Source organism: Bradyrhizobium sp. NBAIM08 (genome assembly GCF_020193935.1).
GTDB lineage: Bacteria > Pseudomonadota > Alphaproteobacteria > Rhizobiales > Xanthobacteraceae > Bradyrhizobium > Bradyrhizobium yuanmingense.
Genome location: NZ_JADYVR010000002.1, coordinates 315,471 through 337,523 on the forward strand (window position 1 = coordinate 315,471; position 22,053 = coordinate 337,523).

The 22,053-nt window shown below is 65.0% G+C and carries 17 protein-coding genes; 8 read left to right on the forward strand and 9 right to left on the reverse strand.

Translation table 11 applies throughout. The annotated features are described in order from the left end of the window. Positions 1-9: 9 nt before the first annotated feature. From sufC to I6F37_RS07630, 4 genes are all read right to left on the reverse strand, one after another. Positions 10-762 carry a Fe-S cluster assembly ATPase SufC gene (gene sufC / locus I6F37_RS07615; protein ID WP_035999976.1) on the reverse strand — a complete coding sequence of 251 codons (753 nt, stop codon included), beginning with the start codon at positions 760-762 and terminating at the stop codon, positions 10-12. A gap of 132 nt (positions 763-894) precedes the next feature. Then, entirely contained in the window at positions 895-2,391 is a 1,497-nt protein-coding gene (gene sufB / locus I6F37_RS07620) for a Fe-S cluster assembly protein SufB (protein WP_225150816.1), read from the reverse strand. 113 nt (positions 2,392-2,504) lie between these two features. Beyond that, entirely contained in the window at positions 2,505-3,644 is a 1,140-nt protein-coding gene (locus I6F37_RS07625) for a cysteine desulfurase family protein (protein WP_225150818.1), read from the reverse strand. A gap of 52 nt (positions 3,645-3,696) precedes the next feature. Further along, positions 3,697-4,887, reverse strand: coding sequence for an acyltransferase family protein (locus I6F37_RS07630; RefSeq protein WP_225150820.1), 1,191 nt, complete (start codon positions 4,885-4,887; stop codon positions 3,697-3,699). 189 nt (positions 4,888-5,076) lie between these two features. On the opposite strand from I6F37_RS07630, the gene I6F37_RS07635 reads away from it, so the two are divergent. Both I6F37_RS07635 and I6F37_RS07640 read left to right on the forward strand, forming a co-directional pair. Continuing rightward, positions 5,077-5,916 carry a LytTR family DNA-binding domain-containing protein gene (locus tag I6F37_RS07635; RefSeq protein ID WP_225150822.1) on the forward strand — a complete coding sequence of 280 codons (840 nt, stop codon included), beginning with the start codon at positions 5,077-5,079 and terminating at the stop codon, positions 5,914-5,916. Positions 5,917-6,264: 348 nt separating this feature from the next. Continuing rightward, positions 6,265-6,912, forward strand: a complete 648-nt coding sequence (locus I6F37_RS07640; RefSeq protein WP_035999994.1) for an alpha/beta hydrolase — start codon at positions 6,265-6,267, stop codon at positions 6,910-6,912. Between the two features lie 107 nt (positions 6,913-7,019). Here the strand turns inward: I6F37_RS07640 and I6F37_RS07645 are convergent, their stop codons facing one another. From I6F37_RS07645 to I6F37_RS07655, 3 genes are all read right to left on the reverse strand, one after another. Continuing rightward, positions 7,020-7,343 (reverse strand): multidrug efflux SMR transporter, encoded by a 324-nt coding sequence (locus tag I6F37_RS07645; RefSeq protein WP_225150824.1) that lies wholly within the window; start codon positions 7,341-7,343, stop codon positions 7,020-7,022. Positions 7,344-7,353: 10 nt separating this feature from the next. Next, positions 7,354-8,049, reverse strand: a complete 696-nt coding sequence (locus I6F37_RS07650) for a glutathione S-transferase family protein (RefSeq protein ID WP_225150826.1) — start codon at positions 8,047-8,049, stop codon at positions 7,354-7,356. 98 nt (positions 8,050-8,147) lie between these two features. Continuing rightward, entirely contained in the window at positions 8,148-9,251 is a 1,104-nt protein-coding gene (locus I6F37_RS07655; RefSeq protein ID WP_225150828.1) for an anhydro-N-acetylmuramic acid kinase, read from the reverse strand. Positions 9,252-9,417: 166 nt separating this feature from the next. On the opposite strand from I6F37_RS07655, the gene tyrS reads away from it, so the two are divergent. The 4 genes from tyrS to I6F37_RS07675 all read left to right on the forward strand — a co-directional run bounded on the left by tyrS (position 9,418) and on the right by I6F37_RS07675 (position 14,737). Next, a complete protein-coding gene (gene tyrS / locus I6F37_RS07660) occupies positions 9,418-10,671 on the forward strand; it encodes a tyrosine--tRNA ligase (RefSeq protein ID WP_225150830.1) in 1,254 nt (417 codons plus the stop codon). A gap of 56 nt (positions 10,672-10,727) precedes the next feature. Beyond that, entirely contained in the window at positions 10,728-12,011 is a 1,284-nt protein-coding gene (locus tag I6F37_RS07665; RefSeq protein ID WP_225150831.1) for an MFS transporter, read from the forward strand. Between the two features lie 228 nt (positions 12,012-12,239). Further along, on the forward strand, positions 12,240-12,650 hold the full coding sequence (locus I6F37_RS07670; protein ID WP_036000011.1) for a DoxX family protein: 411 nt from the start codon (positions 12,240-12,242) through the stop codon (positions 12,648-12,650). 392 nt (positions 12,651-13,042) lie between these two features. Then, positions 13,043-14,737: a methyl-accepting chemotaxis protein gene (locus tag I6F37_RS07675; RefSeq protein WP_225150833.1), complete on the forward strand. Its 1,695-nt coding sequence runs from the start codon at positions 13,043-13,045 to the stop codon at positions 14,735-14,737. 157 nt (positions 14,738-14,894) lie between these two features. Here the strand turns inward: I6F37_RS07675 and I6F37_RS07680 are convergent, their stop codons facing one another. Next, positions 14,895-18,701 carry a DUF3971 domain-containing protein gene (locus I6F37_RS07680; RefSeq protein WP_036000019.1) on the reverse strand — a complete coding sequence of 1,269 codons (3,807 nt, stop codon included), beginning with the start codon at positions 18,699-18,701 and terminating at the stop codon, positions 14,895-14,897. Positions 18,702-18,896: 195 nt separating this feature from the next. On the opposite strand from I6F37_RS07680, the gene I6F37_RS07685 reads away from it, so the two are divergent. Together I6F37_RS07685 and I6F37_RS07690 are read left to right on the forward strand one after the other, a co-directional pair. After that, on the forward strand, positions 18,897-19,610 hold the full coding sequence (locus tag I6F37_RS07685) for a peroxiredoxin (protein ID WP_225151158.1): 714 nt from the start codon (positions 18,897-18,899) through the stop codon (positions 19,608-19,610). A gap of 111 nt (positions 19,611-19,721) precedes the next feature. Then, positions 19,722-21,077: a M23 family metallopeptidase gene (locus tag I6F37_RS07690; RefSeq protein WP_192893223.1), complete on the forward strand. Its 1,356-nt coding sequence runs from the start codon at positions 19,722-19,724 to the stop codon at positions 21,075-21,077. On the opposite strand, the gene I6F37_RS07695 is transcribed toward I6F37_RS07690, so the two are convergent. Next, positions 21,064-22,041 (reverse strand): DMT family transporter, encoded by a 978-nt coding sequence (locus I6F37_RS07695; protein ID WP_225150835.1) that lies wholly within the window; start codon positions 22,039-22,041, stop codon positions 21,064-21,066. The genes I6F37_RS07690 and I6F37_RS07695 overlap by 14 nt on opposite strands. Positions 22,042-22,053: the final 12 nt, after the last annotated feature.

The following is a 22,053-nucleotide window of genomic DNA, read 5'->3' on the forward strand; positions in this document are numbered from 1 at the left end:
TAAAATTCCTTACGCGGCATCCTCGAACTGGGCGTAGCCGGAGGCTTCCAGCTCCAGCGCCAATTCCTTGCCGCCGCTCTTCACGACGCGGCCCCTGGACATCACGTGCACGACGTCGGGCACGATGTAGTTCAGCAGCCGCTGATAATGGGTGATGACGACCATCGCGCGCCCCGGCGAGCGCAGTGCGTTGACGCCGTCGGCCGCGATGCGCAGGGCGTCGATGTCGAGGCCGGAATCCATCTCGTCGAGGATGCACAGGCTGGGCTCGAACAGCGCCATCTGCAGCACCTCGTTGCGCTTCTTCTCGCCGCCGGAGAAGCCGACATTGACGCCGCGCTTGAGCATGTCCTGCGGGATGTTCAGCGACTTCGAGACTTCGCGGACCTTCTTGAGGAAGTCCGGCACCATCAGCTCGCTCTCGCCGCGCGCCTTGCGCTGCGCGTTCAGCGCCGTGCGCAGGAAATTCATGGTGGTGACGCCGGGGATCTCGACCGGATATTGGAACGCCAGGAACACGCCCTTGGCGGCACGCTCGTCGGGATCCATCTCCAGCAGGTCCTCGCCCCTGAACAGGATCTGGCCGTCGGTGACCTCGTAGCCGGGCTTGCCGGCGATGACATGGGAGAGCGTCGACTTGCCGGAGCCGTTCGGCCCCATGATCGCGTGCACCTCGCCCTCGTTCACGGTCAGCGTCAGCCCGTGGAGGATCTCACGCTCCTCGACACGAACCTTGAGGTCTTTCACTTCAAGCAAAGCCATAATGTTTTTCCATCTATCCCCTCATCCCAGGGAGCGCCGCAGGCGCGTCTCGAAGGATTGAGGCCACCAATCTTTCCGGTATCCATCCTTCGAGGCGGCCGCTTGCGCGGCCTCTTCAGGACGAGGTCCGAGCTAGCCGACCGACCCTTCGAGCGAGATCGAGATCAGCTTCTGCGCTTCCACCGCGAACTCCATCGGCAGCTGCTGCAGCACGTCCTTGACGAAGCCGTTGACGACGAGGCCGACCGCTTCTTCCTGGCTGAGCCCGCGCTGGATGCAGTAGAACAGCACGTCCTCGGAGATCTTCGAGGTCGTCGCCTCGTGCTCGAACGTCGCCGACGAGTTCTTGGCTTCGATGTACGGCACGGTGTGCGCGCCGCATTTGTCGCCGATCAGGAGCGAGTCGCAGGCGGTGAAGTTGCGCGCGCCGGTCGCTTTCCGGTGCGCGGTGACGAGGCCGCGATAGGTGTTCTGCGACTTGCCGGCGGCGATGCCCTTGGAGATGATCCGGCTCGACGTGTTCTTGCCGAGATGGATCATCTTGGTGCCGCTATCGACCTGCTGGAAGCCGTTCGAGATCGCGATCGAGTAGAACTCGCCGCGGGAATTGTCACCGCGCAGGATGCAGCTCGGGTATTTCCAGGTGATGGCGGAGCCGGTCTCGACCTGGGTCCAGGAGATCTTCGAGTTGGCGCCGCGGCAGTCGCCACGCTTGGTGACGAAATTGTAGATGCCGCCCTTGCCTTCCGAATTGCCGGGATACCAGTTCTGCACCGTCGAATATTTGATCTCGGCGTCGTCGAGGGCGACGAGCTCGACCACGGCGGCATGCAGCTGGTTCTCGTCGCGCTGCGGCGCGGTGCAGCCTTCGAGATAGGAAACGTAGGAGCCCTTGTCGGCGATGATCAGCGTACGCTCGAACTGGCCGGTGTTGCGCTCATTGATGCGGAAATAGGTCGACAGCTCCATCGGGCAGCGCACGCCCGGCGGCACGTAGACAAACGAGCCGTCGGAGAACACCGCCGAGTTCAGCGTCGCATAGAAATTGTCCGAGGTCGGAACCACCGAGCCCAGATATTTCTGCACCAGCTCGGGGTGCTCGCGGATGGCTTCCGAGATCGGCATGAAGATCACGCCGGCCTTCTTCAGCTCAGCCTTGAACGTGGTCGCAACCGAGACCGAATCGAAGACAGCATCGACCGCGATCTTGCGGCGGGCCGGATCTTCCTCGCCGGGCTTGGGCTCGACGCCTTCGAGCATGGCGACTTCCCGCAAGGGGATGCCGAGCTTCTCGTAGGTCTTCAGGATCTCCGGATCGATCTCATCCAGCGAGGAGACCGTCTTCTTCGGCTTCGGCGCCGCGTAGTAATAGAGGTCCTGGAAGTCGATCTTGGGATAGTCGACGCGGGCCCAGGTCGGCTCCTGCATGGTCAGCCAGCGCCGATAGGCTTCGAGCCGCCACTGGAGCATCCAGTCGGGTTCGTTCTTCTTCCGCGAGATGTATTTGACGATCTCTTCCGACAGCCCCTTGGGGGCCTTCTCGGATTCGATCAGGGTCTCAAACCCATAACGATACTGGTCGACGTCGATGCGCTTCACGCGCTCGACCGTCTCTTGTACGGCTGGCATTCCATCCTCCGCTCGCGGTTTCAAGGACCGCGGTGGATCAAACTCGAACGAGTATTACGATATTTCTCTGCGGAAAGCACGGGCTTAGAACCGTTCAAGCCGTGTTTCATCGCTCAACCCTTAAGTAGGGTATTACCAAGCTTTCGCCAAGCCTCTAACGCCCTATTGATGTCCGCCGGTTCCGTGGACCAGCCCAGACTGAGACGCACCGCTCCCTGGGCCACCACGGGATCATAGCCCATCGCCGACAGGACGTGAGACGGCTGGACCTTACCGGAGGAACAGGCGGAGCCGGAAGACACCGCGACGCCCTCCAGATCGAAGCCGATCACGGCGGTTTCGGCCTTGAGGCCTGGTGCGGTGAAAAGGACGGTATTCGGCAACCGTGCCACGTCTTTCGCAAAGACTGTCGTGCCGGGAACGTGGCGGACGCCATTTTCCAAGCGATCTCTGAGACTTGCCATACGCTTCACATCTTCCGGCAGAGCCTGAAGCGCAGCCTTCACCGCCGCGCCGAAGGCGGCGATCCCGGCAATGTTCTCGGTTCCGGCCCGGCGGCTGAACTCCTGTCCGCCGCCCCGCAGCACCGGCTCAAGGCCGCTTATCCCATCGGCCATCGCCAGGGCGCCGACCCCCTTGGGGCCGCCGATCTTGTGCGCAGAAAAGGTCGCAAGGTCGGCGCCTACTGAATTGATATCGAACGGTATTTTGCCAAGCGCCTGGATCGCGTCGACATGCAGCAGGCCGCCGGCCTCGTGGACGATGGTTGCAGCCTCCGTGACGGGCTGAAGAGCGCCGGTCTCGTTGTTGGCGGCCATGATCGAGACCAGGGCTGGCGGGCCGCCCTTCAGCAGCGCCTTCAAATGATCGAGGTCGACCACGCCGGAGCGCGTGACCTGGATCAGCCCGATCTTGTCCGCCGGGAACCGGCCGCCGGCCAGCACCGAGGCGTGCTCGACCGCCGAGACCAACAGCCGCTCGACAGGTGCGCCGGAGGGGCCCCGCAAACCCGGCGAGAGCGCCAGCGCATTGGCCTCGGTTCCAGCGGAGGTGAAGACGACGTTGCGCGGCTGCGCCCCCACCGCGGCCGCAAGTGTCGCGCGCGCCTCTTCGACCAGCCGCCGCGCCTCCCGCCCCTCGGCATGGACCGAGGATGGATTACCGACCAGGTCGAAGGCCGCGACCATCGCCACCCGCGCCTCGGGGCGCAGCGGCGTGGTCGCATTCCAATCGAGATAGACACGGTTCGGCATCTGGCCCTCTTAGCACCTTTTGTCGTCCGGCCAATCGGAGGGCGTGCGCTCGTCAGGCCGGCTGCTGCTCCGTCCTCGCAACACTTGGCGGCACCGCGCGCAACCCGAACAGCGGCCGCAGCCAGGCAACGCGCCGGACGATCTCATAGGTCGCCACACATGTGAGCGCAGTCCCGACGATGACAATGGACGCTTCGATTCCAGCCGACAGCCCGCTGTCGTGCAATTGATGCGCAATCACGATGATCGCGGTCTGATGCACGATGTAGTACGGGAAGATCGCGTCGGTGAGATAGCGCCGCGCCGGGCTGTCGGCTGTGAAGGTGCGCCGCGCAAAGCCCAGCACGACGGCGATCGCGAGCCATTGATAACAGCCATAGGCCGAGGCGGCGAACCACTTCAGCATGGGCGACGGCGCAAACAGGCCGGCGCGTACCAGGATGAAGCCAGCGAAGCAGGCGGCGGCCGCCAGTAGGGCCGCCCAGCGCAGGCGTTCGAGTTCGCGCCAGATCCCCTCTTGCTTGGCGAGCAGGAAGCCGATCAGGAAGGCCGTGGCGTGGTCCGCGTGGTTGTACCAGTCGCCAAACAGCGCGTGTGTCGACGGGAAAGCCGGGAACAGCACCAGGCGCCAGGCCGCATACAGCAGGCAGGGCGCGATCAGGAGCCATGGGCCGGTAAGCGCACGAGCCAGCTTTCGGCCAAGCCAGTCAGCGCCGGCCGGCCATAACGCGAGCACGCCGATCAACGCCATGGTGTAGACCCACAGATAGACCACGAACCAGAGGTGGTTCCAGGTCGGCAACACGATGCACGGCTTCGGACAGAATTGCGCGCCGAAGGCGAAGTAGTGCCTGGCGTAGAAATCGAAGAAGCCGGCGGGATAGCCGAGGCTTTCGACGATCTGGAGATAGGCCTGCGGCGGCACGATCACGAGCATGCCGAAAATGAGCGGGATCAGGAGCCGCGCCGATCGCGCACCGGCAAGCGAGGCGAGGCTGGACTTGCCGAGCATGAAGCGGGTGGCAACCCCAGACACCAGGAACAGAAGCGACAGCCGCCATGGGTTGAGGAAGAGCATCACCGGTTCCAGCCACGTCAGCCGGTGCGTGCTCTTGATGTGAAATCCCCAGGACACGTAGAGCATGCCGACGTGGTAGAAGATGAGCAGCGCGAAGGCTAAAATCCGCACCCAGTCCAGGTCGATACGCCTTTCAGAGCTTTGGGATTGCTGTGGTGTTGTCATGGTATTCTGCTCCTTGACGGGACGACAAACGCGGTTTCGGGGCCAGGACTGACGAAAATGGCTGACACCGAAAATGCTCCGCCTGCGGCGCGCGTCGAGCCGGTTTGGGATCAGAATCGGACACGAGGGGATGAGCCGCCGGCAGCTGGGACGAGTCGCGGCTATTTCGGGATCAGCAGCGGCGATCGGATGATGTTGGCAGCGATTGCGGCCGTCGCGCTCGTGATCGGAATCGTCAATGCGTTTTCGTTCGCCCAGGACGCGGCCTGGCGCGGCGACAGCTACGACATCGGCCGGCGGTTGTTCTGGGAGATGTCGAGCATCGCCGTCATCCTGCTGTTGCTGCCGATCCTGGTTTTGGCGGTCCGCCGCATGCGCCGGACAGCCGGCCTCGCCGCCCAGGCGGCCATCGGGGCGATCGCCCTGCTCGGCTTCTCCACCCTCCACATCACCGGCATGGTCTGGGTGCGGAAGCTCGCGCTCTGGCTCGCCGGCGGCGCCTATGATTTCCGTTTCTCGCTCGCGACGGTCCTGTATGAATTCCGCAAAGACGCCGTGGCCTTTGTTCTGATCGCCGCCACGATCTGGCTGCTCGAAAGCCGGCGTGAGCTGAAGAGCGCGGCAGTCGCATCGTCGGCGCCGCCCACCCCGAAGCAGCCATCGTCCCCCGATCTGATCTGGCTGCGCGACGGCACCAGCCGCATTCGCGTGGTGCCGCGCGATATCCTCTGGGTCGCGTCAGCCGGCAATTACATCGAATATAGCCTCGCCGACGGCACCCAGCACCTCATACGGGGCACGCTGGCAGCGGCGGAAAGCGAGCTGGCGCGCTTTTCCATCGTTCGCGTCCACCGGACCAAGCTCGCCAATCTCGACCGGGTGCGCGGCGTGGACCTCAAGCCATCAGGGGATTTCGAGCTCGCCTTCGACAACGGCCAGACGCTCGGCGGCAGCCGGCGCTACCGGCCGGCGGTCGCATCGCTGGGAAGCCGAACCGCGCCAGCGGGAATCGCCCCAGGCGCCCCCTAAACAATCGTGATTTCAATAAGTTGGATAGCACCCTTCGGCAGGACGGCCGGCTCTTGCCGTGCTTCGGTTGATTCAGGCAGGTCCAGGTCGCGGCAGGCAAGCCAGAGATGACAATGCAATGACTGGCTAAGCTCTTGAGCTGATTGAGAGATGTCGAAGAAGCTTGCTTTTTGACCCTGGCCTTGTGTTAGAAGCGCGCGTCAGTTCACCTGCGCGCCACTCGCGCATCATCCGAGGGCGCGCCTCACCACCCTTCATCCGTGCTCTCGTCGGTGGCAACGCTGCGAGGGCCCCAATCGGACGATTGCGCAGGGATCACCTTCAAGGGACTTAGATCAGAGATCATCGATGCCTGAAGTCATTTTCACCGGCCCCGCCGGCCGCCTCGAGGGCCGCTATCACCCGGCCAAGCAGAAGAACGCGCCGATCGCGATGATCCTGCATCCGCATCCGCAGTTCCACGGCACGATGAACCATCAGATCGTGTACCAGTGCTACTACGCCTTCGCTCATCGCGGCTTCTCGGTGCTGCGCTTCAACTTCCGCGGCGTCGGCCGCAGCCAAGGCGCGTTCGACCACGGCACCGGCGAATTGTCCGATGCGGCCGCCGCGCTCGATTGGGCGCAGACCATCAATCCCGAGGCGCGCGCCTGCTGGGTCGCCGGCTTCTCCTTCGGCGCCTGGATCGGCATGCAGCTCTTGATGCGCCGCCCCGAGGTCGAGGGCTTCATCTCGATCGCGCCGCCGGCCAACCTCTACGACTTCTCGTTCCTCGCGCCCTGCCCGTCCTCAGGCCTGATCGTGCATGGCGAGAAGGATGCGGTGGTGCCGCCCAAGGACGTCAACACGCTGGTCGAGAAGCTGAAGACCCAGAAAGGCATCGTGATCGATCAGCAGATCATCCCCGGCGCCAACCACTTCTTCGACTCCAAGCTCGAGCCGCTGATGGAAACCATCACGGCCTATCTCGACATGCGCCTCGCCAACGTGCGCTGAAAACTCTGTAGCCCGGATGGAGCGACGCGAAATCCGGGAGATTCTATCCGCGGAAGAAGACCCGGATTGCGCTTCGCTCCATCCGGGCTACGGGCTGAATTCGCGGCTCAAGCGAGCTTAAGCGCGACAATCCCCATCAAGACGAGCGCGATGCCGGCAAGCTTCATCGCGCTCAAGGTCTCGCCGAACAGCACCACGCCCATCAGGAACGTGCCGGCCGCGCCAATGCCGGTCCACACCGAATAGGCGACGCCGACTTCGAGCACCTTCAAGGCGCGCCCAAGCAGGAATACGAAGGCAGCGAGCAGCACGAGCGAGGCGATGCTCCAGCCGACGCGCGTGTAGCCTTCGGCATATTTCATGGTGATCGCCCAGCCGACGTCGAGCAGGCCCGCGATCACCAGCATGAGCCAGGCGACAGACGACGACATCGACGTGCGCTCAGGCCGCGAGCTTGAGCAGGTGCGCGTCGTGACGAACGAGGAAGGCGCGCAACAATTGCGGATAATCCGCCCCGACCGCGCTGCGCACGCTCGGGCGCTTTGCGAGCTCGGCGCGCCAGGCGCGCACCTTCGGCACGTCGTTGAAAATGCCGTGCGCGGTCAGTTCGTCGAACAGATCGAAGTAACGGAAGACAGGTGCGAACACCGCATCGACCAGACTGAACGCCTCGCCGGCGAAGTACGGGCCCGCGCCGAGCGCGGCCTCGACCCGCGCGAATTTTGCCGCGAGTGCCTGGCGCTTGCTCTCGAAGATCGCCGGATCGGTCGTGGTTTCCAAGCCCCAGAGGTCGCCGAGGATCGCCGAGCCGAACTCCATCCAGGCGCGGTGCTCGGCGCGCTTCAGCGCGTCGACCGGATGCAGCTTCGCGCCGCCTTGGGTTTCCTCGATGTATTCGCAAATCACGTTGCTCTCGAACAGCGCGACCTCGCCCTGCTCCGTCGTCACCACCAGCACCGGCACTTTGCCGAGCGGCGAGAGTTTTAGAAACCAGTCCGGCTTGTGGGCGAGGTCGATGTCGATCCGCTCGAACGGTACGCCCTTCTCCCTCAGCGCAATCACGGCGCGCTGCACGTAGGGACAAAGCTTGTGGCTGATCAGTTTCAGTGAAGCGGGCGTATTAAGCGACGATGTCATGGCAACGATCCCGACGGTTAGATGCAATTGCATCCAATATAGATGCATCTGCATCCACTCGTCAAGATCAATGCAATTGCATCAACCGAGCGTGATCGTCACGGTCGCGCGATTACCCCGCCGGTCATCGGCATCGGCACGCCCGTGGTCGCGGGATAAGACAGCGGCAGCCCCTTCATGCCGCGGACGGCGAGAAAGCCGAAGGCCTGGGCCTCGATGGCGTCGGAGGCCCAGCCGAGCGTTTCGGCGGCCTCGACACTGGCCGAGCCCACCCGCTCCCGCAGCATCCGCAGCATGGTGAGGTTGCGCGCGCCGCCGCCGCAAACGATCCAGCTGCGCGGCCGCCGCGGCAACAGCGGAAAGATGCGGGCGATCGCGGCGGCCGTGAAGGCGGTCAGCGTCGCTGCGCCGTCGGCCGGCAGCACGTCGCCGAGCCGCAGGGCCGCGAAATCGTTGCGGTCGAGCGATTTCGGCGGCGGACTTGCGAAGAACGGCAGCTCCAGCGCCCGCGCGATCCAGGCCTCGTCGACCTTCCCGAGCGCGGCAAACTTTCCTTCGGCATCGAACGCCTGGTTCATGGTGCGGTACATGAAATCGTCCAACAACGCGTTGCCGGGCCCGGTGTCGCAGGCAATCAACGCATCGTTGCCGTCGATATAGGTGATGTTGGAGACGCCGCCGATATTGACCACGACGATTGGGCCTTCGCGCTCCAGCGAATGGGCGAGCGCGCGGTGGTAAACCGGCACGAGCGGGGCGCCCTGCCCGCCGGCCTCGACGTCGGCGGCGCGGAAGTCGTGCATCACGGGTATATGGATGGCCCTTGCCAGCGCCGGCCCGTCGCCGATCTGCACCGTCAGCCGCCTCTCGGGCCGGTGCAGCACGGTCTGGCCGTGGAAGCCGACAATGTCGACATCCTCCGCCCTCATCCGATTCTGGGCGAGGAAGGCCGCGACCGCTTCGGCATGGGCCTGCGTCACCGCACGCTCGGCATCGCCCAGACTGCCCGGGCGGGCGTCGCGCTGCTGCAGATGCACGGCCTCGCTCAGCGCCTGGCGCAGCAGGTTGCGCTCGGCCGGGCCGTAGGGCCGGTAACCGGACGGTCCGAACGCCTTCACCTGTTTTCCGTCGGTCTCGATCAGCGCGACATCCACCCCGTCCAGCGAGGTGCCGCTCATCAAACCGAGTGCCGTCAACATCATGGACCAGCATCCTCAAGAGACCCGCGCTGGCATGCCGATCTTGTGCCAGAGGGGCACATCTTATAATGCCAACGCGCCAAGTGGCGGGCGGCCAACCGGGTTCCCGCGGAAGGCCCTTAAATTGCCCCCAAAACGGTAAACCAAGAATTGTCAGGCACGCCGACAGATGACTGCATTTAAATCGGATTTCCTCAACACCCTGCAGGAACGTGGATTCATCCACCAATGCTCCGATTTCGAGGGGCTGGACGCGCTCGCCGCCAAGGGCGAGGCAACCACCTATGTCGGCTACGATTGCACCGCCCGCTCGCTGCACATCGGCAATTACCTGACCATGATGATGCTGCACTGGCTGCAGCAGTCCGGCAACAAGCCGATTACGCTGATGGGCGGCGGCACCACCATGGTGGGCGATCCCTCCGGCAAAGACGAGACGCGCGCGATGCGCACCATCGCCGAGATCGAGGCCAACAAGGAATCGATCCGCGGCGTGTTCGCCAAGGTGCTGCGCTACGGCGAGGGCAAGAGCGACGCGGTCATGCTCGACAATGCGGAATGGCTGACCAAGCTGAACTGGATCGAGATGCTGCGCGACGTCGGCCGGCACTTCTCGGTCAATCGCATGCTGACCATGGATTCCGTGCGGCTGCGCCTCGAGCGCGAGCAGGAGATGAGCTTCATCGAGTTCAACTACATGGTCTGCCAGGCCTACGACTTCGTCGAGCTGGCCAAGCGCACCGGCTGCCGCCTCCAGATGGGCGGCTCGGACCAATGGGGCAACATCATCATGGGCGTCGATCTCGGCCGCCGCATGGGCACCCACCAGCTGTTCGCGCTGACGACGCCGCTGCTGACGACCGCCTCGGGCGCCAAGATGGGCAAGACCGCGCAAGGCGCGGTATGGCTCAACGCCGACCAGTTCAGCCCTTACGACTTCTGGCAATACTGGCGCAACACCGAGGACGCCGACGTCGGCAAGTTCCTGAAACTGTTCACGACACTGCCGATGGCCGAGATCAGGAAGCTCGAGGCGCTCGGCGGCTCGGAGATCAACGAGGCCAAGAAGGTGCTCGCAACCGAAGCGACCGCGCTGCTGCACGGCCGCGACGTCGCGAACGAAGCCGCCGAGACCGCGCGCCGCACCTTCGAGGAAGGCGCGCTTGCCGAGAGCCTGCCGACCGTGGAAATTCCGCGCGGCGAACTCGACGCCGGCCTCGGCGTGCTCAACGCCTTCGTCAAGGCTGGCCTCGTCGGCTCCAACGGCGAAGCGAGGCGCCAGATCAAAGGCGGCGGCCTGCGCGTCAACGACGCGCCCGTCACCGACGAGAAGATGGCGCTGTCGGCAGGCCACCTGACGCCGGAAGGCGTGATCAAACTGTCCTTTGGCAAGAAGAAGCACGTGCTACTCAAGCCTGCATAGGCGTATGAGCTTTTCACTGCTTGTCAGGGCGCACGGATGCGCGCTCCCTGACGGCAATGAAACAGGACAGGCCCAAGGAAACGAAAGCGGAAACGACAGCGGAAACGGGCAGGGAAAGGGTCGGAGGCGCCCGGCGGGACGCGGTGCGCACCGCACTCGTCGTGCTCGGCCTCTGCTTCACGCTGGCTGTTCTTGGCCGGGGCTTGAGCGAGAGCTTCACGGTCTTCCTCAAGCCGATCTCGGAAAGCCTGGGCTGGGACCGCGCCCAGGCCGTCTCGATCTACTCCCTCACCTGGCTCGTCAGCGGGCTGACCGCCCCCTTGGTCGGGCGCCTGTTCGATCATTCCGGGCCACGCCTCGTCTATGCGCTCGGCTTACTCCTGCTCGGTTCGGCCTTTCTGATCGCGAGCCATGCGCACGCGCTCTGGCAATTCCAGCTTTCGATCGGCATCTGCGTCGGCATCGGCGTTGGCTTCATCGGCAATGTGCCGAACTCGATCCTGCTCGGTCGCTGGTTCGGACCAAAGCTGCCGACCGCCATGGCGGTGGTCTATTCGGCGATGGGCGGCGGCGTGCTGGCCTTGCTGCCGGCCTCGCAGCTTCTGATCGATCATCTCGGCTGGCGCGAGACCTACCAGCTGTTCGGCTTTGCAGCGCTCGGGCTGCTGGCGCCGCTGCTGCTGCTTCCCTGGCGCATGTTCGCGGCCGGCTCGCCGCACGTCGCCAAGAAGAGCGATCCTGACTTCGTCGACAGCGGCTGGACGCTCGCGAGCGCGATGCGCCACCACGCATTCTGGGCGCTGTTCTCGACCTTCTTCTTCACCGCGGTCGGCATGTATTCGATCGCGGCGCAGATCGTGGCCTATCTGATCGACGCCGGCTTTCCGCCGCTCCAGGCTGCGACCGCCTGGGGCTTCTCCGGAATCGTGCTGGTGTTCGGCATGCTCGGCGTCTCCGCGCTCGACGGCCTGATCGGACGGCGGCCGTCGGTGCTGCTCAGCTACGCGATCTCGATTCTCGGCATCGTTCTGCTCTGGCTGCTGCAGTACTATCCGAACGTCATTCTGCTCACCGGTTTCGTCGTCTGCTTCGGCAGCATGATGGGCTCCCGCGGGCCGCTGATCAGCGCCACCGCCATGAAGATCTTTCGCGGCAAACGCGTCGGCACCATCTTCGGCACGATCTCGATCGGCAGCGGCCTCGGCTCGGCCTTCGGTTCATGGAGCGGCGGCCTGATCCACGATGCCACGCACGGCTACGATCTCCTGCTTGTCTTCGCACTTGCGAGCGTGATCCTCGGAATGATTCCGTTCCTGGTCGTCCCTGCTTTGCGGGAGTAGGTCTCCCCGACGTAACCTGCACACCCTGGTTTCACCGGAATCCTACGGACGAGCGCGAGGCGAACGTGCAAAAAAGAGGGTCGCGTGCAGCTGGTGGCGGCGCCTTGCGGTGTTTTGTCCGACATGACGAAAATGTCAGCGCTGAATTGATGCTGGTGGCTTGCGAGGCGGAAGCGAATGCGGTCCAAGTCGCAGCATTGGGTCCAGCATTGGATGGAGGGCAAACCAATGGACTTTCCTTATCTCACTCGCTTTCAACCGGTTCTCCTGAGCCTGTTTCGCTTCATCACCGGCCTGCTGCTGTTCCAGTACGGCGTCGCCAAGCTGTTCAAGTTTCCGGCTGTCCCAATGTTCGCCAAGGTCGAGCTGATGTCGCTTTACGGCGCCGCCGGTGCGCTCGAACTGGTGCTTGGCGGGCTGCTCATGATCGGCCTGTTCTCGCGCCTCGCAGCCTTCATCTTGTCCGGTGAAATGGCTTTCGCCTACTTCATGGGCCACATGTTCAGGGGCGAGACGCCGATCTTCCTGCCGCTGCTGAACAACGGCACCCTGGCGATCCTGTTCTGCTTCGCCTGCCTGTATCTCTCGGCGGCGGGCGGAGGCCCGGTCAGCGTCGACGCAGCGATGGGCAAGAAATAGCCGCCGGACCGGCGGGCGCATCCGCGCCCCGCTGAAGCACATCTCATCCGCTAAGCACGAGGATGGCGCCGGCAGATCTCCGGTGCCGTCTCAGCGCGTCCCCAGCACATTCCAGATCAGAACGAGGGCCGCGACGAGCAGCAGAGACATGATGATGCGATGAACGAATCGATTCATTGCAGGTCCGTCCAGACGGTCTAGCTGCCAAAACCCAAGATCGATTCCCTTCCCCAGACGGGCTGGAGTCCGTCTGCACGGCGATTTGCCTGCACCATTGCGCCCGCGCCTGCGCACGTTGTCCGCGCGGCAGGCCGCCGCATGCCTCCATTCATGATTGGTAAGAACTTCATGCTACCGGTGCGAGCAATAACAACCATTCCGTAGGGGCTGTGATGAAACTGCTGAGTCATTTGAAGATCCGCACCAAGCTTGCCAGCATGGTCTGCCTCGCGGCTCTCACGATCACAGCCATCATCGGCGTATCGGCCGTGCTCAGCAAGAGCCGGATGATGGAGGACCGCGTCGAGCAGATGCGGACCGCCGTCGAACTCCTCTACAACTATGCCCAAGCGCTCCAGGACGAAGTGACCGCCGGCAAGCTGACGCCGGCCGAGGCCAAGAGCCTGTTCCACCAGCGCGGCCGCCGCATGAACTTCAACGGCAACCAGGGCTATCCGGTGGTTTACAATCCGGACGGCTCCCTGGTCGTGAACGGCGCCAACCAGCAGCTCGAAGGCAAGATCACCGGCGCCAAGGATTCAAACGGCGTGCTGATTGCCGACGCCATCATCAAGGCCGGCAGCGAGACTGCGCAGGGCGGCGTCACCTCCTATCTCTACCCCCGTCCCGGCCAGACCGAGCCGGTCCGCAAGACCGTGTTCGCGCGCAAATTCGCGCCCTGGAACGTCATCATCAGCTACGGCCTCTATGTCGACGACATCGACGCCGATGTGCGCGCCTTGACGCTGGAGCTTGGCGCCATCGGCATCGGCCTGATGCTGCTGATGGCGGCGCTGTCCTGGCTGATCGCCCGCGACGTGCTCGGCGCGCTCGACCGTCAGAAGAATCGCATGCAGGCGATTTCCGAAGGCGCCATCGACAAGCCGGTCGAGGAGACCGACCGCGGCGACGAGATCGGCCGCATGGCCGAGACGCTCGAAATCCTCAGGCAGACCGCGCTCACGGCCCGCACGCTGGAGGCCGAGCAGGTCGCGGCCAAGGCCCGCAGCGAGCAGGAGAAGCGCGAGGCCCTGATCGCCCTTGCCGACCGCTTCGATGCCTCCGTCGGCCAGCTCGTCGGCCTGATGGCCTCCGGCTCCGGTGAATTGGAGACCACGGCCAAGTCGATGTCGTCGACCGCCAAAGGCACCAATCGCCGCGCCGCCGTGGTCGGCTCGGCCGCCAATGAGGCCAGCCAGCGCGTCCAGACCGTCGCCTCCGCCGCCGAGGAGCTCTCCTCCTCCATCACCGAGATCAGCCGCCAGGTCGCGCAATCGGCCGAGGTCACGGGACGTGCGGTGGACAGCGCCCGCCGCACCGACACCATCGTGCGCGCACTCTCGGACGGCGCCCAGCAGATCGAGCATGTCGCCGAGCTGATCTCCAACATCGCGGCGCAGACCAACCTGCTCGCGCTCAACGCCACCATCGAGGCCGCCCGCGCCGGCGAAGCCGGCCGCGGCTTTGCCGTGGTCGCTTCCGAGGTGAAGTCGCTGGCGAGCCAGACCGCGGAAGCCACGCGCGAGATCGGCGACAAGATCGCCCAGATCCAGGGCGCCACCAAGGAAGCTGTCGATGCGATCGGCGGCATCACCGCCACCATCGAGGAGGTCAGCCGCATCGCCACCTCGATCGGCGCGGCCATCGAGGAGCAAGGCGCCGCCACCGCCGAGATCGCCCGCAGCGTCTCGCAGACCGCGGAGGCGACCAAGGAGGTCACCACCAATATCGGCGGCGTCTCCACCGCAGCCAACGAGACCGGCAACGCTGCCGGCATGGTGCTCGCAGCAGCCAGCAACCTCTCCAAGCAGGCCGAGCAGCTCTCCGGCGAGGTCGGAACATTCCTGAGGGGCGTGCGCGCGGCCTGACGCCCCGCTCCAGCCTCAAAACGTTTGGCGCGAAAGCATCGCCACATTCGTCATGGCCGGGCTTGTCCCGGCCATCCACGTTTTTGGCCGCGCCGCACGAAGAACGTGGATGCCCGGGACAAGCCCGGGCATGACGTGCACCTGGAAATGTGCGTGGCTACCGCCGCGCGAGGGTGCAACCGCTCGACAGCTGGCGCGTCGATCCGGTCGAGCCGTCGTTCGAATGCGATGGGAATTCCTCGAATGGCGAGTTCTGCTTGCCGGTGTTGAACTCGAAGATCTTGCGGAACAGGCCCGGCGCCATCGCCGAGATCGGATTGACGCGCATCACGGGCGCGGCTGGCGTGCCGACGACCTCGTAGGTCACGCCGATCAGCCCCTCATTGTTGCCGCCACCGAGGAAGATGCCGAACAGCGGGATCTGGCCGAAGATGTTGTTGACGCCGTACATCGGCACGAAGGTGCCGCTCATGCAGACCTGGTTGCCGGGATAGTCGATCGAGCCCTCGATGGTGGCACCGATCATCGGCCCCTTGACCACGCCGTCGCGGACCGTGAGCGCACCGTTCTGCCGCGTGAACTCGGCGCGAAGTGCGCTGAAGGAGACGCCATTCCCGGTCCCGTTCGGCGCGCCGGCGGCAACGCGTTCGAGCTGCGCCTCGCCCTTCACGGTGAAGTCGCGGACATTGATCAGGCCCTCGCGCGCGGCGTTCGGCTCGGAAGACGGCGGCTCCATCGCCACCACCATCTGGCCGCCGACCGCCTTGGTGTAGGTGTCGGTGAAGCGCAGCAGCGCGCCGGCGTCGTTGGTCTGCAGGTAGATCACCTCGCGGTTGCCCTGGGCACGGCCGCCGCGCAGGTCGGCAGCGACAGGCGTGTCGCGGCCGATCTTGCCGCTCAGCGTGAACGCCTTGATGGCCCCATTGCGCTTCGACATCTTGGCATCGAGGCTGCGCATGGCCTCGCCGTTGAAGCCGGCGACGGCACCGAGCTTCACGTCGATGTCGAAATCGACGTTCTTCAGCTTGTTCTTGTCGTCCTTGGAATTGCCTGAGATCGCCGACTTCAGGAAGCCGCGGCCGTCGAACACGTCGCCACGCATGGTGCCGCGCAGCACACCGTCCTGGCTGCGCTCCACCCTGAGCGAGGCCTTGTCGCCGTCGGACGGCGCGTAGGTCGGGAAGTTCGCGTTCACGAGATCGCTGTTCGCGTCGAGCTCGAGCGAGCCCTTGATCGAGGCGCCGCCGCCTTCGATGACGATGTCCTCGAAACGCGTCGATTGCGCCGTCGGCACCACCTTGAAGCTGGCCTTGCCGGACTTGCCCGGCAGCTTGACCCAGCCGGGCAGGATGTTGTCGAGCCTGACCGAGGTCAGATCGGCCTCGACGCCGAGCTTCGTCGTCTGATCCGCGCCGCTCGCGATCTTGCCCGACAGCTTGATCGGCAACGATCCGATGACGGCGGGGCTGAGATCGAAGCCGAGCCGCGCGCGGCTGGCATCGTCCAGCGTCGCCTGCAGCCTGACGTCCGCGTCGCCCTCGGCCGGCTTGCGATAATCGAGCGAGGCCGCCTGGCCGTTGATCTTGACGTCGCCCCTGACCTGATAGCCCTGGTTGTTGGCTGATATCTTGAGGTTGTTGGCTTCCAGCTTCTGGTTCATCACCAGCTTGTCGGCGGCAAAACCGTTGAGATCGGCGGTGACGGCGTAGGTGGTGTCGGCCTTGGTCAGCTCGCCCTTGACCGGCATGCCGAGCTGGATGTTCGCCGAGAACGTTCCCTTGCTGGTGTTGGGATCGACGACGGTCGCCGACAGGTCGCTCAGCCGATCATTGGCGAGCATTTCAGCGGCCGCGGGCACCGGCCCTTCCACACGGAACCTGCTCCGCGACGGCGACGGCTTGGGCGCCATGTCGGGCACCTCGAACACGAAATCGGAGATCGTGACCTTGCGGCCCGCGGGGGTATCGGCAATGCCCTGCCCGATGTTGACGGTCGCGGTGCGACCGGTCACGCGCGCCTTCAGATCGGCATCGCGCACCACCGGCATGCCGTCCACGGGCCGGACCGCAACGCCGCTCGCCACGATGTTGACCGACAGGCCGTCGTCCGGAATGGGCGGACCCTTGCGCGGCAGGTTCCTGGTCGGCGAGTTGACGCCGATCTCGATGCGCTGGAGCGTGCCGCGCTCGATCCGTTCTATCACCCATTCACGCAATTCGGGGACGATCAGCGTCGGCCACATCCGCTTCAAGGCGGAGGCCGACATCGGCGTGCCCGCAAAACCGAGGGTGAGCCGCGGCTCGCCCGAATAGTCGAGGGCGCCGGTGCCGGCGACGCCGATCTCGCCGTTGGAGACGTCGGCCTGTGTCAGCAGGATGCGCTTGTGGTCGGCGTCGAAGCGGAAGCCGATCGCAATGCGGTTGAAGACGAGCGGCGGCTCGTTGTCGATGCCGCCGAGCAGGATCGACCCGCCGCTGAAGCCGAGCTGCCAGTCGTTGATGTTGCCGTTGGGTGGCTCGAGATGGGCCAGCAGCGTCAGGCGGTTCGCGCCGGAGAGAACCTTGAACGGCGCGACCAGCACCCGCCGGTTCGCATCCCACTCGACGTTGATCTCGGCCGAGTCGATTGCCATCGGGTAGTCGGGCGTGTCGGTATCGATGATATTGCCGGCGCCGGCCGCGATCTTGCCGCGGAAGAAGGTCGGCACGCCGTCGCGGCCGAGCTCGCCCTTGAGCTCGCCCGTCAGCGGCAGGTCGGCGGTGTAGGTGAGGTCCTTCACCCGCAGCGCCAGCAGGATGTTGGAGGTCGAGACCTTGTCGGCCTTGATGTCGACCGAGCGCACGCCGTTCTCGGCCGGTCCGATCGTGGCGCGCAGCAGCCACGGACGCGCGCCCTGCTCGCCGAGGCTGAGCGCGACGCCGCCGCGGCTCGGCCGCCTCAGGCTGAGCGTGATGTTCTCGAACGACCATTTGCTGCCGCGCTGCTGATCGTCGACGATCAGGACGCCGTTTTTCAGACCGATCTCGTTGAGGTTCTGACCGTCGAGGCCCGTCATGCTCAGGCTGTCGAGCCAGTCGAGGCCCTGAAGGATGCCGCTCTGCGCGGTCGCCTGCGGTGCGGCCTGCGATGCGTCCGGGCTCGCAGGCGCGGTCGCGAATGGCGGCGGGGGGACACCGCTGCGCGGGAATGTCGGCGGCAGGCCCGCGTCCTTCTTGGACGCGACACCGGTCGCCAGCGGCTTTGCGGTGTCGCCGGCGGACACGGTGACGGTGCCGTCGGGCGCAATGCGGATGGCGAGCTCGGCATCGACCAGGTTGAGACTCTCGGCTCGCAGGTGCCCCATCAGGAGGGCCGCACCCGACAGCCTCACCTCGGCCTTCGGCGCGCTGGCGACGACGGCGTGATCGCGGTCGCGAACGATGATGTCTCGGATGCGGACGGCGACGCGGACCCGGCCGGCCCGCTCGATCTGGGTGCCGCCGACCTCAACGGTGTTGCCGTGGCCGATATTGTCCTCGATCGCGGCTGCGAGCCACGGCGTTGCGATGTCCAGACTGATGGGACCGGCACCGAGCCGCCACCACAGCGCACCGAAACAGCCGATGAAAATGACGATGACGGTGGCGACGGCCACCGCCAGGCGCTTCAGCCAGCGTCCCCCACCCGTCCAGCGGCGCAGCGCGCTAAATCCACCACCGAAGCGAAGAAAGCCCGAACCGGAACGCGCCAGCAACCGGCGTGCGCGATTGCGCGCAGCCGCTTCCTGATCCGGATCCCAGTCGGCGTCGTCCCATTCCTGCGGCTCGAGTTGGCCGCCGCGCCGATCAAAATCCCGGTTGTAGTCCTGGGGCGACGTATTCCTTGCCATTGCCTCTCGATACAGGCGCCCGTCATAGGACTGAGCGCCGCCGGGACCGCAGCCGTTCGCGGGAAGTGATGCTCCCTGCGCCGGCACTGCCGCCATACCTCGAATATTCCTGCTGTTCGTCATTTCGCCCCGGGAGCGCGTTCAACGAGCAGTGGGGTGGTGCGTGGAATTCCTTGTAACCATACTCCGGCGTCGCCAGACTTGCCCAGCCGAGGGCACGATTCCGGCTCGCCGGACAAGAGCTGCAATACCGCTTCGGTTGACCTGTCGAAAGCGTCGAAAGGAAGGCGTATGTCCAAGAAATCCCGAAAGAAATCGTCCAAAACGCCCTCCGGCAGTCCGACCGCTGCAAAGAAGTCCGCAAAAACGCGGGCATCGACTCAAACAAGATCCGCGAAAACGCAGCGGACACCGGCACGCAAATCAGCTGCGACCATAGCAAAAGCAGGATCGCATAAGGCCGCATCGAAACAGTTAAAATCCTCCAAATCCGCCTCCTCTCCGGCTGCGGCCAAGTCGGGCTTGAAGTCGGGCTTGAAGTCCGGCTTGGCCGAGGGCCAAAAGGCCCCGGCCTTCCGCCTGCCGCGCGATGGCGGCGACGTGGTCACGCTCGCCGACTACGCCGGCCGAAAGCTCGTCCTGTTCTTCTACCCCCGCGCCGACACCCCCGGCTGCACGCGGGAGGCGATCGACTTCACGCGCCTGGCGGGCGCCTTCGCGGCCGCCGGCACCGCCGTGCTCGGCATCTCCGCCGATCCGTTAAGGGCCCAGGAGAAGTTTCGCGACAAGCACAAGCTCGGCGTCTCCCTCATCTCGGACGAGACGCATGAGATGCTGGAGGCTTATGGGGCCTGGGGCGAAAAGTCCATGTATGGCAAGAGCTTCCTTGGGATCCTTCGCACCACGGTGCTGGTCGGGACTGACGGTAAAGTCGCGCGGATCTGGCGCAATGTCCGGGTCGATGGCCATGCCGACGAAGTGCTGGAGGCGGCAAGGAGCCTTTAACCAATCCTTTAAATTCGCGCGTTCCCATTTGCGGAAAATTAACCATGAGCGGCCCAGATTGCGGCGGCAATTGAGCCGCAAGGAACCCATCCGACCGGCGCGGGAGTGCCGATGTCGAAAAGTTCTGCCCAATACTCGCAGTACCCCCAACATCATCCTCACGATCACGGACGGGCCTTCCGGCGCCCTCTGGGTGCCCCGGCGGCGGTAACCGCGATTCCCCTGCCCGCCACCGACGATGCCTACACCATCGTGCATGCCGGCAAGCAGGTCCGCTTCGGACCCGTGGTGTTCTGGATCGTGGTCGGCACCGTGGTGCTGCTCGGGCTGTGGTCGGCCGCCACCGCCACCTATTTCGCGTTCCGTGACGACGTCCTGACCCGGCTGATCGCCCGCCAGGCCGAGATGCAATACGCCTATGAGGACCGCATCGCCGAGCTGCGCGCCAAGATCGATCGCACCACCAGCCGTCAATTGCTCGACCAGGAGCAGTTCGACCAAAAGCTCGACCAGATCATGAAGCGCCAGACGGCGCTCGAGTCCCGGGCCACGGCGCTCGGCGCCATGCCCGACGTGACCGGCTCGATTCCCCGCGCCGCTCCGCAGCGCAGCGATGCAAGCCCGACCACGCCAAAACCGTCGCCCATCAGCGACACCGTGATCTTCGTGGCGCCACCGGATCGCGAAGCGCGCCTCGAATCGCGCGCGCCGAGCGTTGCGGCAACGCCGACCAGCCAGTTCGCCAAGAACCGCGGTTTCGACAACGTGCTGGTCCGGCTCACGACCTCGCTTGATCAGGTCGAGCGGCGCCAGATGGCGACGCTCAACGCGGTCGAGGAAAGCATGGATTCGCGCATGCGCCGGATGCGCAGCGTGGTCAGCGACCTCGGCCTGAACCTTGCCCATCTCGAAGCCGCCGTGCCGCGCAGTGCGATGGGCGGACCGTTCGTCCCGGTCAAGCTGACGGCGAATGCCGGACCGTTCGAGAAGCAGCTCCACCGCATCCACACCACGCGCGCCGAGATGGACCGTCTCAACCGCACGCTGGCGTTGGTGCCGTATCGCAAGCCCGTCATTGGCGAGGTCGAGTTCACCTCGGGCTTTGGCGTGCGCAGCGATCCTTTCCTGGGTCGGCCCGCGATGCACACCGGCCTTGATTTCCGCGCCGCCAGCGGTGATCCCGTCCGCGTCACCGCCTACGGCAAGGTGGTTTCCGCCGGATGGTCCGGCGGCTACGGCCGCATGGTCGAGGTCGACCACGGCAACGGGCTTTCGACCCGCTACGGCCATCTCTCCGAGATCAACGTCAGGGTCGGCGAAGTCGTGAAGATCGGCCAGGTCATCGGCCTCGTCGGCTCGACCGGCCGCTCCACCGGTCCGCACCTGCATTATGAGACCCGCATCGAAGGTGAAGCGGTCGATCCACAGAAATTCCTGCGCGCCGGCGTGCGGCTCAGCGCGGGTTAGGCCCGCGCTTTTCAGTTTCGCAGCGCAGAGCTTCCCGAGAGCCAGAGATGGCGGCCGAGAGCTTGCACAGCAAGCTGAATGCACGCCCGTCGATCACCAGCAGCGCGCTGCCGATGACGATTGCGCCCGCGATCTCGCGGCCGGAGATCGGCTCACCCAGCACCAGCCAGCCCAGCAGGATGGCGGTGACCGGAATGAGCAGCGTCACCAGCATGACGTTGCTCGCGCCCGAGCGCCGCACGATCTGAAAGAAGACGATGTAGGCGAGCGCCGTCGACAGCGCGGCGAGGCCGAGCACGGCGAGCCAGGTCGTGAGGCTCGGCATCGGTAACTGCCAAGGCTGCTCCACGACGCCGGCGACAACCGCTATCATCACCGTGGATGCCATCAATTGAAACGTCGCCGTCCCCAGCGGTGCTGCGTCCTGCAGCAATCGCCGCGCCGCCAGCGCCGCAAAGCCGTAGCTCAGTGCGCCGCCGAGGCAGAGCAGGATGCCGAGCCCCTGCCCCGGCCTCGTCTCGAAGCCCCATCCGCGCAGAAGGATCACGCCGGCAAGGCCCAACGCAACCCCAGCCAGGCGGCGCATCTGCAAGGCTTCCTCGCCCGCTGTAATCATCACGATAACCGTGAACATCGGCGTGGTCGCGTTCAGGATCGAGGCCAGCCCACTCGGAATGAAAGTCTGGCCGATCACGATCAGCGAGAACGGGATGACGTTGTTGAGCAGCCCGATCGCGAAGAACGGCGCCCAGCCCGCCCAGCTTTTGGGAAAGCCGATGCCATGTGCGCGCAGCAGCGGCAGCAGCATCGCAGCGCCGAGCGCCACGCGCAAAAACACCAGTGTCAGCGGCGGCAATTCCCGCAAGGCCGCGCCGTTGAAGAAGAACGAACCGCCCCAGAGGATCGAGAGCAGAGCGAGCAGCGACCAGTCGCGCACGTCGATCCGGTGGTCATTGTCGGGCATGGGGACTTACCT